The following is a 13,628-nucleotide window of genomic DNA, read 5'->3' as shown; positions in this document are numbered from 1 at the left end:
TTTTCAACACTTCCATTTTCCTTTACATAATCATAATGACTTACTACAACATCATTTACATATTGAGTTGCTGTATAATTCTCAAGGTCTAACTCAAACTGTATGCCATGTCTTTCATCCGGTGTATCAGTATAAGCAATTCCTATGTGCTTTAAATCAGGATATAGAGCGTCAAACTCATCATAACTATGATTTTCTTCATACTCTCTGTTGCAGAAGTCAATGATGGCTCGTTTTACATCCTCTACAAGGGGATTATTATTTCTCTTTTCTTCCACTTCTCCCATATCAAGGAGCTTATTCAGTTCAGCCAAGCGAAGCACCTTATTCTTTAGTTCATCAGCTTTTTCAAAAGGCTTTTGTAATTCTTCTTTGGCATTTTCAAGCTGTTCTTTTGTCCCGATGAGCTTTTCTTCAAGCCTCTTTAATTTCTCAGGCATTTTCTCAAGAGCATTATCCAGTCTTGTAATATTACCGTCCGCACTCGTTCCAAGCTCTCCTGAATGCTTTGCAGCACCGTTTAAGCTAAAGTTATGGGAATTGGTAAAGAAGTTATAGCTTACCTCCAAATCCATGTTTCTGTACTTTCCTATGACCTTGCTTTCATTGATTTTTACTTTAGAAATAGCTTCAAGCAGCTTTTCTCCGGCTAATTTCTTATCAGTAATTTCCTCACCTAAAATGGTAATGGAAGTAAACTTTTCCTCTCCTTCAGCTTTTGCTTCTACATCTTTAATATCTTTCTTTACAGCCTCAATGAGTTTTTCCGTTCTTGCTATTTCTTCCGGGTAGTTTTTAGCAACCTTATCCTCTAATCTGTAACGATTGGACTTATAGTTCGCTTCAAGCATTTTAAGTTTTGTAACCTCATTATCCAGATCCATTTTTTCCTTGATTTTCGGGTCACCTGTAGCAAGGGCTTTTATCTCTGCATAGTTTAAGCTGCTTTCGTCCACATCTTCTGCAACTCTTACAGGTGTCTTACTTGTCATAATCTGAGAAATGAACTTCTGTTTATTCTCTATGGTCTGCCACAAATACGCATCAAAGGTATTCTCTGTAACATAACGATAGATATTCACTTCTTTGTTTTCATTGCCTTGTCTGACAATTCTGCCCGCTCTTTGCTCTAAGTCGGCAGGACGCCATGGAACATCTAAATCATGAAGTGCAATCAGCTTGTTTTGCACATTCGTTCCGGCTCCCATTTTCTGTGTAGAACCCATTAAAATACGAATCTCGCCTTTTCTTACCTTTGCAAAGAGTTCATCCTTTTGCTTATCTGAATTTGCTTCATGGATAAAGGCGATTTCTTCTTTCGGTATTCCCATTGCCACCAGTTTTTCTCTAATATCATCGTAAATATTAAACTCTCCATCTCCTTTTGGAGTTGACATATCAGAGAAAAGAAGTTGTGTGGACTTATTTTCTTTTGTTTTATCCCAAATGGCAAAGACATTTTTCACACAAACATTGACCTTGCTGTCAGGATTGTCAGGAAGCAGTGGATTGATTAAACGCTGATCTAAGGCGAGTTTCTTACCGTCATTGGTAATTTTAAGCATATTATCTTCGTCAGGCTCTACTGCCCTGTTTCTCACATCATCAGCTCTTTTCGATAAGCTCTTTAGGATTTCCTTTTGCTCCTCACTTGGCAAAGTTTTAATAACTTCATAGTGTGCTTCAGGTGTCGGAAGATTTAGCATATCTGCTGTCTGAATATCCGCAACTTCTTTAAACATCGACATTAGCTCAGGCAAGTTATAGAACTTGGAAAATCTTGTCTTTACTCTATACCCTGTACCTTCAGGAGATAATTCAAAAGCTGACTGCGTTTCACCAAAGGTAGAAGCCCAGCTATCAAAATGCTCCAAATTATTCTTTTTAAGGCTTTCATACTGAAGATAACGCTGCATAGTATAAAGCTCTGTCATCGAGTTACTGACAGGCGTTCCTGTGGCAAAGACAATACCTTTTCCACCTGTCATTTCATCCATGTATCTGCACTTCATAAACATATCGGAGGACTTAAAAGCTTCAGACTGCCCAATACCTGCTACATTTCTCATTTTTGTATAAAGGTAGAGATTTTTGTAATTATGTGCCTCGTCAATAAAGAGCTTATCTACACCTAATTCCTCAAAGGTTATGACATCATCTTTTTTAAAATCATCGTTTAACTTTTCAAGCCTTGTTTCCAGCTTCTTTTTTGTTTTTTCAAGCTGCTTTACCGTAAAGTTCTGATTTCTGTCATGCTTATATTCCTCCACATAGTTTATTATTTCATCAATCTGATCCTGAATATGCTTTTCCTGATATTCCTTACTCATCGGGATTTTTTCAAACTGCGTATGCCCGATTACAACGGCATCATACTCTCCTGTGGCAATTCTTCCGATAAATCTTTTTCTGTTTTTCGGCTCAAAGTCTTTCTTATCTGCAACCATAATGTTAGCTGACGGATATAGCTGCATAAACTCACGACCGATTTGCCCTGTTAAATGATTGGGGACAACAAACAAGGACTTACTGCACATTCCAAGCCTTTTACTTTCCATCGCAGACGCCACCATTTCAAAGGTCTTACCACTTCCTACTACATGAGCAAGAAGGGTATTTCCTCCATAAAGGCTTCTTGCTATGGCATTTCTTTGATGAGATCTTAAATCAATTTCTGTGGTCATTCCCTCAAAGGAGAGCTTGCTACCGTCATATTCTCTGTTACGGATAGAGTTAAAACGCTCGTTATATAACTTTACAAGCCTGTTTCTACGTTCTTGGTCGCTAAATATCCAGTTCTTAAATTCTTCTTTTAGAAGCTCCTGCTTTTGTCCTGCAAGAAGCGTTTCCTTTTTATTTAGTACAGAAGTTTTTGAACCGTCCGGATTTACAATCTGGTCAAATACCTTTGTTTCTTTTAAATTTAGAGCATCTTCAATCAGCTTATAGGCATTTACCCTTGAGGTGCCGTAGGTCATCTCTGCAAGGTCATTTCCTCTGTCCCTGCTCTTTCCTTCAACATTCCATTCACTTGTCAGATTTGAAAATTTAACCTTAATATCCCATTTGGCATATCCCGGAGTTTTCAGCGTTTCAAAGATGAATTTTTCAATATCCTTATTCGGTATCCAAGTAGCTCCGAGTCTTACATTGATTTCACTTGCTTCAAGCTCCTTTGGAAGAACTTTTGTAAGCTCTGCCTTTTGATATTCCAAACGGTTCATCTCATAGCTTATCAGCTCTTTTTCTTTGCCATCTTCCGCATAGCCAAGATGAGGTAACTCTCTTTCGGTTTGTCTTAACTTTGCAAGGTAACTGTCTACTATGGCAATTTTGTCCCTGATATTTCCGCTTAGATACTCATCCTTTGTTACATAGCCGTACTTATATGAATTACTGCCGTTTGCACAAGCAAAAGGTAGATCTCCATCTTCAAGGTTAAAAGATAATGGTCTATAAAAGTTTTGTTCTTCTCTGATGTTTAGATAGATTTCTCCTCTAAGTTCTTCTATCAAAATCGGTCTGTCTTTATCTGTAAGGCTTCCCATATACTCAAAATCCACATATCCTTTTTCAGATACCGATAAAACAAGAGCTTCAAGGGAAGTGTCTACATGGTCGATAACCTTCGCCTTTGTGATTGTTCGCTTGGAGAAAATATCTCCCTTTGCTTTGAAGTTTTCTTCTTCGTCAAGGATTTCAATGGAAGAAACAAGCGGGAAGTTGCTATCCTCTTTTAAGGCTCTGGTATTAGAAAGGTTATTGACATATCCATGCTTCTTAGAAAAGCTGTCATAAATTTCATTTAGTTTTTCCTGAGCTTTCTTTACTTCATCATCTGAAAAATCTTCTTTCTGTTTGGAAATAACATCCTTTAAGGCTGCATTTAACTCAAGATAGTCCTTAATCTTTTCCTTGTTTTTATCCGTTACTTCTTTCTTTATAAACAGGGAATTTTCTCTGTAATAAACTTCATCATCAATAATGGTATATGAAAAGTTTTTAACATCATCTGTGGCAGGAATTGAGGTAATTTCATCATCAAGTAGCTCTATTTTTTCATAATTAGCATTTTTGGAGATTTCTTCGCTTGCTTTTGTCAGTAGCTCCTTTAAGTCTGTATTTTCTTTTGGCAGGCAAGCTATTGTATTCCCAAATCTTCCGGATATTTCTTCCATAGAACCAAGCACCTGTTCAGGATGATCAACAAAGTATTTGTTATATAAAAGCCCGTTTTCATCTTCAGCAAGGTGAATCCAGCCCTCATCCCTTTCTCTGATACTGTCCCTTTTCTTTAGGAAGATAATATCTGAGGTTACTTCTGTTCCGGCTACGCCCTTAAAGGTATCGTTTGGAAGTCTTATCGCTCCTAAAAACTCTGCTCTTGCTGCAAGGTAGCGTCTTACACTTTCGTCCTTTTTATCCATCGTTCCACTTGATGTAATAAAGGCGATAATACCGCCGTTTCTTACTTTATCAATGGACTTGGCAAAGAAATAATCATGGATAAAGAAGTTATTTTTGTTATACTCCCTGTCATTTACCTTATATTCTCCAAAGGGTACATTGCCGATAATCGCATCAAAGAAGTTATTTGAGAAGGAAGTTTCTTCAAGCCCCTTAATCTGTATATCACTTTCAGGGTATAAGAGTTTTCCAATTCGACCGCTTACTGAGTCAAGCTCTACACCATAAAACTTAGACTTGTTCATTTCATCAGGGATATTGCCTATAAAGTTTCCTATTCCCATACTTGGCTCTAAAATGTTTCCCTGTTTAAATCCCATATCCGAAAGCGTCTTATACACTCCGTCAATCACTGTTTTCGGTGTGTAAAAGCTCGTTAAAGTAGATTCTCTTGCAGCTTCATACTCTGCCTGCGATAAGTTCTCTTTTAGAAAGCTTCTCGCTTCTTTCCACTGTCCGCCTTTTTCTTCATCGAATACATCAGCAAGTCCTCCCCAGCCTACATACCTTGCTAAAACTTCCTGAGCTGTACTGTCAAGCTCTCTTTGTCCGCTTTCAATGCGACTCAGCATAGAGATTGCTTCAAGGTTATTATTTAACCTTTCACTTGGAGATAACTTGTCCGGGAGTGTTTCTTCCGTAATTTTGAAGTTATGAGCTTCTGCTTTCTTTATTCCTACTTCTTCAGTAGTCTGCTCTGGATGTTTATATGTTTGATTTTGAAATACCCTCTCAAGGTCGCCTTCCAGACGATAAGGAATGACATCGGAACCTGTTATCATGCCGCCAAGATATTCTGTATTATCTTTAACTGTTACCGTCTTTAGGTTATTTCCCATATCATCAAAGCGTGTGACGGTATAGTCTTTATCCTTGTATTTAACTTCATCTCCAACAATAAAGTTCGGCCTTTCAAGGCTTATCTGCTTCAGAAGATCCTCATTATCTGTAAAGGCTACAATCGGAATTTGATGATTGCCTTGTCTTACAGGATCAAGCCACAAGTCATTTCTTCCTGTGATTTCATTTTTAGAAATTTCTCTGACTTTGTATTCTTCATGATGAAAATAGACTGTATCACCTGCTTTAACTGCCAAATCATCTAAAGGGCTTTCCTCTTTTTCATTGAGCTCTACTTCTTCTCTATCCTTTAGGTAATCAAATAGTGTAGCCTGAACTGTGTCAACCCGTTTAACTTCTTCTGTTTCTTCAGGTGCTTCAAGCTCTGCTTTATTTTCAAAGCTAAGCTCTCCATTAAAGACAGACTGAAGCTCCTGCTCATCCATCTGCTTTTTAAGTTCACTGTCTTTAAGCTCTCTAAAAGTCTTTGGGAAATCCTCTAAAATAAACCTTTGTGCGTTTAGTTCTTTCAGCTCCTCAAGATTAAAATATCCCCATTCAGGCTCAATCCCAAGAACAAGTCCAAAGGCATCACCGCTTTCCCTGTCATATTCCGTCATATACCAAGTCCAATTTGAACGGAAAGGAATGATATATGCAGCATGAACCTCTTTATCCGCTAATGCTACATCCTCCTGTGCGTAAAGCTCCGGCACTCTTTCAAGCATTTCATCTGTCATTAAGTTTTCAGGATCATCTTTGGAATAATATTGTGGTTCTTCAATCTCTGACTTGTTTTCTGTTTCCTTTTCTTCAAGATAAAGATTTTTAGAAAACAGCTCGTCGATATGCTTTGCAACACTTGTCCAAGTAAGAAACACATCATTACAATCATTTTTCTGTAATCTAAGTCCTTTAGCATCGTGCCATTCATCACTTCCCATTGCTCCGGAAACAGCATGGGAGTGTCCTCCAATTCCATATTCGTCTTTTAAGAAATTCGCTTTTTCCTGAAGCGTATGATTTTCTTTAAAAAACTTGGTGATTCGTTCTTTTCCTCTATCAACGCCACTTCCTCTTGAAAGACTTTCAAGGACTTCATCTTCTGTAATAAAAGATTTAACTTTCGGAAGTTCTGTCAAATTGGTGCTATATTCCTTTCGTGGCAGCTCAAGTTCCTGTAATTTCTGATAAAGGCTATCTACCTTGTGATAGTGAAACCTTAGTACATTTCTATTTTCTTTGTATCCTTCTAAAAATCTGTCATATTCTCTGATTGTTTCTTTCAGATACTCAGGATTTTTTAATACTTCGGATAATCTTTTTGTTTCTTCCGGAAAGCCACCGCCTCTTTCAAAAAGTTCAAAATATCCTTGCTCTTTTCCTTCTTCACTTAAATCATGAGATAGATACCATAGAGATTCTGAAATCCGATCTCTTTCATAATCAAGAGCTTCTAAAAGCTCTACATTTGTAGCAAATTCCCCACTATTAAGAAGTTCATTTATCCTCTTTGCAGCATCATTCCAGTTTAAGACCTGCGTATCATCTTCTCTTGCAGAAGTTCCATAGGCTAAATGAATGCCTTTATCCGAATACCATGAAGATACTTCTCTTTCATCAATGTAAAACCCGTTTCCGCCTTTAAAGATATCTTTGAGGTATTCTCCCAATTCTTCTACTGTTTTTTCTTTGGAAAACTCAGCAATAACAGGAAGTCTACCGCCATCGTGATTTCCTCCGTTAACAAGGACAGTATCTATATCCTTCTCATTTAGTGGGATAGTAAGGCTTATCTGTCCATAAGAATTTTCAGGTAAAGAAAAAGAAGCTTTATCAGCTTCTCTTTCTTCTATCTCAGTATTTTCTTTTAAATTTCCACTACTTCCTTGATTGTCATTTCTTTCAGTGCTGAAATCATTGCCCCATACTGAGGATTGTTCTCGTCCTCTATCTTCCAAGCTGCCATCAGTTTCGGTTTCTCTGTTCTCATAAACTCTATCGCCTGTTTCTGAATGTCCATCAGGTGTCCTGTCAACTTCTTCTCCTTGTATAGATCTACTAACATCTCGAAGTGGCTCTGCTCCTCGCTCTGTGAAAGAAACTCCAGCCTCATCACTGCGTAGGTCGGATTTGGATACTTCCTTATGAAGTCCGTCTCTTCCTCCAAGCTGTTTAGCGTATTCTCCCTGATTTTCTCTATTATCTCGTCTGTACTCTCCATTTCGGAGAACTCGCTCGTTTTCATTTCTTCCCTGATCATCTCGTCGAAGTACATATTCTTCTACCTCCTCTAATTCTTCTTTAATCTTATTATATCCCGCTTCTTTTCCTCTTAAAACTTCTTTTTGAAGCTCAAGTTCTTTGCTTTTTTGAATGGTCGCATCAATAATCTTTCCGCTAATATCCGATACGGTTTCACCAAGACTCATTAGAGATATGCTGTCAAGTCTTTGAAAATTCTCTCTTAAAAGCTCGTAATCTATCGAATAATCTAATTTAAATCTTGACGCTACCGCATAGCTTACCGAGTCCCTTACAAACTTGGTAAAGGATATTCTATCCTCATCCGCTACTCTAAGTTCATTCATTAAGGTATCTATTTTTTCATCACCATAGAGTCTGCTTAAAGAAAAGATGTTTTCAAGTGTGCTTTCACTTTCCTCATAGCCCTCGCTTTTTATCATTTTCTTTAACACATCTTGATGATTTTCTTTGTCAAACTTCCAAAGATTTACTTCGTTGACATCTCTGTTTCTTGAAACTGTCTGACCTATATCAAAGATATAGTCCACTTTTTTGAATGTGCCATAGTTCTCTAAAATGGGGATACCTTTCTGTCCTCGCATTACTGTTCGATTAAAACGTTCCCTCCAGTAGTCAAACTTGGCGCAAGCTATTGCTTCAGGATTTTTATCATAGATACTTAATTGACTTCTAAAGTCATATCTTTGATTGTTTCCGACAACCTTTAAGAGCTTCAGATACTCTGCTTCACTATGAAGCACATCTTGTTTTATAAGCTCCAAAATGTTATGAAAATCATTGATTCGCATTTTTACCTCCTTCGTTTTTCCAAACAAAAAAGGCGGTTAGATTTTACTCTAATCACCTTTTAATTCTGTGTATTGCAACTTACCACTACTTCATAATTACCCACTGACCTAATTTCGTTGAGCCTTCATATCGAATAAGTCCTGCTTTCCTCATTTTATTTAAATGATAACGTACACCATCAACAGTCAGGTTTAGTTTTTCTGCCATTTCTTTCGCACTTATGTGAGGATTTTCAGCTATTATCTTAATAATCTCTTCCTGTTTCATAGTAGTTTTAGTAGTAGTTTTCATGGTAGTTTTTTCATCATTACTACCATTAAACTCTTTCAAAAATTCTTTATTCACACCCATAACTGCGTTGGTATAGTTATCTTCTGCATTATCCGGATAAAACTTAAGCTCAGGAGAACCATTTTCTAATAGTGCATCCTTTGCACGCCTTATACCCGAACCGTAAGACTCTATCAAATTAAGTGAAAAGAACATATCTTTAAGTTCTTTGTTAATATACTGCCTTCGATCAAAAGTTCTATCCCTGTTAAGAGCCTCAATGGTTACAGGAGGGAGCGGTCTATTATGATTCACAAAAGAAATTCTGTCCTTGTAAATGTATATCCCAACATATTCAGGCGTATCGTATTCCTTATGCAAAATGGCATTTGTAGCAAGTTCCTCAAATGCTGTAAGAGGATAGTTATAGACAATCTTATGCTCAATTTTATCAGCTTCCCTTATGGTATATGAAGCCATAATATTATCTTCAAAATATTTGCTGACTTGCTTTGCCTGTATCCAAACCGGACCATCAAATTTCTTTGATTCCATTTTATCAGTTCCATCAATTTCTCTTATGATTTCAACATGGGCATTTGGAATAAATTTATTTGGTGTATCTGCAAACATCAGCACAGCAAAATTTTTAGCTCTATAACCGCCATACTCACTTTCACTGACAAGCCCCATACTCTTTGCCATATCCAGCTTAGACATTTCTCTAATATCTTTTTTTGCTCCTGTTTGAAGCAAATATTCTTTCATATATTCATAGCTTAAATCATCTATGGTAGCTGTATCGTTCAAGTTTGAGCTAAAAGAAAAGTTTGCAAACTTCTTCAAAAGTTCAAATTCTTCGGTTGGATTTGGAAGCCTTGAATCTCTACCGACTCTAATATATCTTCCTGCCTTTAATCTAATATCTTTATCTTTTTCTGCCCTTTCACTTGTTTGAAACGGACCGTTACTACCACTTTCTACCGCAACTACGATATAGTATTCATCATCAATTTGATCCGTAATAATGTGATAGTTGATTTTAGGATGAATATTGGCAAGGAGCGATTTAAGTTCATTTTCTATTCCCTCTAATTTTGCTTCCTTTATCCCTTCAATCGGTCTTTTAGGAATTGCTTTTTCTCCCGTTTCTTTATCATCGACTTCTTCAATACCAACAAACAACAAGCCTATCTCATTGTTCATATAGTTATTGGCAAAGGCACAAGCAGTTTTTAGAATTTTATCTTTAAAATTTGCCGACTTTTTATATTCGATAAAACTGCTTTCTATGTTTTGATTTTCAAGAATGTTATGAGCCATTCTTTTTATATCTAAAAGCTGCATAATACCTCCTCTTTTCAAAATTTTTATTTGTATATTATACCATTTCCAGAGGATTTTCTCCACTCTGAAATCAGCAGGCACTTACTTGCGATATTTTAAAACCGCCTCCTGTATCTCGCTTTCAATATCTTTCAAGAATTTTTCTTTGGAAGATTTCCCTTTGGCAATATCCGCTAATTCCATTTCCCACTTTGCAGTTGTTTCCGCTGACTTAAAGGTATCGGATACTATTGTTACAAGGCTGATCCCCTTATGCGTAGCAATCAAATTCTTCTTATCTCTTGCGACAAAACCCTTATAGATTAAGTTTTCAATAATTCCTGCCCTTGTTGCAGGTGTTCCAAGTCCCTTTCTTTCCACTTCTACACCTTTTTCTAAGGCTTCATTTCCTGCAATCTCCATAGACTTTAGAAGCGTATCTTCAGTAAAGTGTTTCGGTGGTTGAGTAAATTTTTCTTTAATCTCTTTATTTTCAATATTTAAAACATCACCAATACTTACATCAGGAAGCTCTATGAACTCATTCTTCTTGGACTTGTATTCTTTAAGGTATTTGCTAAAGCCCTCGTCTCTAATTACCCTTCCTGAACTTGTAAATTCAAATCCGTCAAATTCAGCTACAATCTTCGTTGTGTTTTCCACTAATGGATAACCTACACTTGCGTGAAGCTTATTAGAAATAAGCCTATATACCCTCGCTTCACTATCAGGGATACTCGATAAATCTTCACTTAACGAGCTTACTGTCGGAATAATAGCGTGATGATCCGTAACTTTTTTTGAGTTAAATACTGTCTTGATACGCTCTGTATCAAAATCATTTTTTCCTAAAATGTTATTGACCGTACTTACAATCATATCTTCCGTTAAGCATCTGCTGTCTGTTCTTGGATAGGTAATAAGTTTCTTTTCATATAGGCTTTGAGCATAATCAAGCGTCTGCTTTGCTGAATATCCAAAATATTTATTACACTCTCTTTGAAGTGTTGTTAGATCAAAGGGTAAATCCGGCTTTGTAATCTTTTCTTTTTGAATGACATCAGTTATTTCAATATTATCGCCTATTAAATTAATAAGCTGCTCTGCGGTTATTTCATCACCAATTTTGTCTGTCGATAATGTAAAGCCGTTCATAGAAAGCTCTACGGTGTAGTATTTTTCTTTCTTAAAATTACTTATTTCTTCATCTCTTTTTACAATCATGTAAAGTGTTGGGGTTTGCACTCTCCCGACACTGTAATTTTGCTTATACAGGCAAGAATAGAGCCTACTGATATTCATTCCGACAAGCCAGTCTGCAATAGCTCTTGCCTGTGCCGATTCAAAGAGCTTATCGTAATCTTCACCATTCTTTAGATTGAAAAATCCCTCTTTGATAGCACTATCTTCCATTGACGAAATCCAAAGACGCTGCATTTTCTTTTTGCATTTAGCTTCGTTATATACCAGTCTAAAAATACTTTCTCCTTCTCTTCCCGCATCGCACGCATTGATAACTGTATCAATCTCCTTATCATTCATCAGCTTTTTAAGGATATTGAACTGCTTTTTTGTAGCCTTTGCCACTTCAAATTTGTACTGCTTCGGAATAATCGGTAAATCCGATATATTCCACTTAGCGTATTTTTCATCATAAGCGTCCGGATTTGCCATCTGAATTAGATGACCTACGCACCAAGATACCTTATATCCATTTCCCTCATAGTATCCATCTTTCTTTTTTGTTGCTCCAATAACCTTTGCGATAGAGATAGCTACACTCGGTTTTTCTGCAATGACTAACTTCATATATATTTTCCTCCTGTTTTTAATATAAGAGGGCGAAAGATTTTACTCTTCCGCCCTGCGTTTGCACCAAATATTATATAGTTTTAGGTGCAAATTTACTCTAACTCATCATCCTCTTTATCTTCTGCTTCGTCTGTTTCTTCCTCACTTTCTGCTTCAGAAAAGAAATCATCATCTTCTTCCTCTAATGCTTCAAGCTCTTTATCCTCTTTCTTTTTTACGACCTTAAAGTAATAACCTGCTCCTAATGCTCCGCCTATAACAAGAAGCAGAATAATGTATGTTCCTAAATTACTCTTTTCTTCTTTTTTCTCAGGCTTTGCTTCTTCCTTAGTTGGCTCCTCTTTGCTAATCTCCTGCTTCGGAGCCTCTTTCTTTTCAACCATATTTAGAAGATCATCTTCAGATACTTCCGTTAAAAGCATTACATTTTCTTGTGTCTCATCGTGGTTGATGATGAGATGGAAGGTCTTACCGTTTTTCGTTTGAAAGGTAATAAACTGCCTTGCATCAGCAGAATACAGTTCTGTTTCTTTGTTATCACCGCTATCCCCATGATGAATTGGATAGTCCTTATTCGCATTGTCCTTATTTTCCGTAACGGTTCCTCTTGCCTTTGACGGAGCGGAAGCTACTCCCTTATTCGTATTTACGCTCTTACTTGCAGTGTCCATAGATGAATCCTGATTGCTGTTATTAGCAGGAGCCTTCGGTGTCAGCTTATTAGGATAGCGAATATCTTTCTCTTTCGTTTCAGAATTACTTGTATCTTTTACAGTATTTTCTGAACTCGCCTGTGTAGTTGTTCTTTTTCCTGTGTTGTTTACAGGTGTTTGATTTGAAATGCCTGAGTTTGTCTTAATTCCGGAAATAGGGCTGTTCGGTGCAGACGGATTAGATATTACGGGAGCCTTGTTTGCTTCATTTGCCTTTTCCTCAAGCTCTTTAATCTTTTTATTCAGCTTATCCATTTCCTTCTTCATGTCTTCTGATAAGCCCTTATTTTCCTTATCTTTTTTCATTTTTTCTTTCAAGCTTTCAATCTGGGCTTCAAGTTCTTTAATTTTTTCTTTCTGCTTATCGCTTAATTTGTCTTTATCCTTCATTTCGCTATTTAACTTATCAAGTTTTTCCTGAAGCCCCTTAGTATCTTTTTCCATTTTGGAAATGTCATTCTTAGAAAGCTCTGTCTGCGTTGATTTATCTTCCGTCTTTGGAGTTTTCGTCTGCGAGCTTTCATCCTGTTTCGGCTTTTCGTCTTCTGTCTGAGTTTCTTTATCTTTAGCCTCAATCTTTGCTACCTTTCGGATAATTTCATCATTTCCATCGCCTTTTACTTCATAAAATAGAAACTCATCAATAAATTTCATATTATCAGGGAGCATCGGCAGATCACCGCTGTCAAGAAGCTGTCCTTTCTCAGCCTTTATCTTTTCTTCCCTATAAATTTTTTCATCTTCAAAGATATACTTTACATTTACTTCCACTTGTGTTTGGACAGCTTTATCGCTTGTAGGTGCTTCCGTTAAGCTTTGCTCATGAGCATAAACAACTGTCCAAAGACCCAAAAGGCAGCTTATACTTACAACGACTGCAAGTGCTGCTGTCCAAAACTTCTTATTCTTTTTCCAACTGGTTTTCATTTGACTTCTCCTTTTTCATTCCTACTCTTTGTCTGTTTACCTTTGCCATCAAATCACTGATTGTAATGTTGTTCTTTTTGCAAATGGCAATGATTTCTTCGTTTTCAAGTTCTTCTTCACGAATAAATAAAGGCTCCAATTCTTCATCAATCAGAGCCTTTTTATCCTTCAACTTCTTTATTTTGTTTTTCACTACCGTCAATTCTCGTTTCACAT

Annotated in this window: 4 protein-coding genes and 1 pseudogene; all 5 read right to left on the bottom strand. The window is 36.8% G+C overall.

Annotation, left to right across the window (positions count from 1 at the left end; all coding sequences use genetic code 11):
* Positions 1–46: 46 nt before the first annotated feature.
* Positions 47–5,360 (bottom strand): annotated as a pseudogene (locus ABDJ34_RS09995) (helicase-related protein); the annotation flags it as partial.
* Between the two features lie 3,088 nt (positions 5,361–8,448).
* A complete protein-coding gene (locus ABDJ34_RS05225) occupies positions 8,449–9,957 on the bottom strand; it encodes an RNA-binding domain-containing protein (protein WP_412701610.1) in 1,509 nt (502 codons plus the stop codon).
* Positions 9,958–10,062: 105 nt separating this feature from the next.
* On the bottom strand, positions 10,063–11,769 hold the full coding sequence (locus ABDJ34_RS05220) for a DNA topoisomerase 3 (protein ID WP_412701609.1): 1,707 nt from the start codon (positions 11,767–11,769) through the stop codon (positions 10,063–10,065).
* Between the two features lie 95 nt (positions 11,770–11,864).
* On the bottom strand, positions 11,865–13,412 hold the full coding sequence (locus ABDJ34_RS05215; protein WP_412701608.1) for a CD1107 family mobile element protein: 1,548 nt from the start codon (positions 13,410–13,412) through the stop codon (positions 11,865–11,867).
* Positions 13,387–13,626, bottom strand: coding sequence for a conjugal transfer protein (locus ABDJ34_RS05210; RefSeq protein ID WP_412701607.1), 240 nt, complete (start codon positions 13,624–13,626; stop codon positions 13,387–13,389). Before ABDJ34_RS05210 ends, ABDJ34_RS05215 begins: the two co-directional genes overlap by 26 nt.
* Between the last annotated feature and the right edge of the window lie 2 nt (positions 13,627–13,628).

The organism is Finegoldia dalianensis, assembly GCF_046255015.1.
GTDB classification, from domain to species: Bacteria; Bacillota; Clostridia; order Tissierellales; family Peptoniphilaceae; genus Finegoldia; species Finegoldia magna.
This window is presented reverse-complemented; position numbering and strand designations above follow the sequence as displayed.

What these genes read in the sequence shown, in the direction of transcription:
- ABDJ34_RS05225 (WP_412701610.1), bottom strand. Translation starts at nt 9,957, where the DNA reads ATGGCTCATAACATTCTTGAAAATCAAAACATAGAAAGCAGTTTTATC.
- ABDJ34_RS05220 (WP_412701609.1), bottom strand. Translation starts at nt 11,769, where the DNA reads ATGAAGTTAGTCATTGCAGAAAAACCGAGTGTAGCTATCTCTATCGCA.
- ABDJ34_RS05215 (WP_412701608.1), bottom strand. Translation starts at nt 13,412, where the DNA reads ATGAAAACCAGTTGGAAAAAGAATAAGAAGTTTTGGACAGCAGCACTT.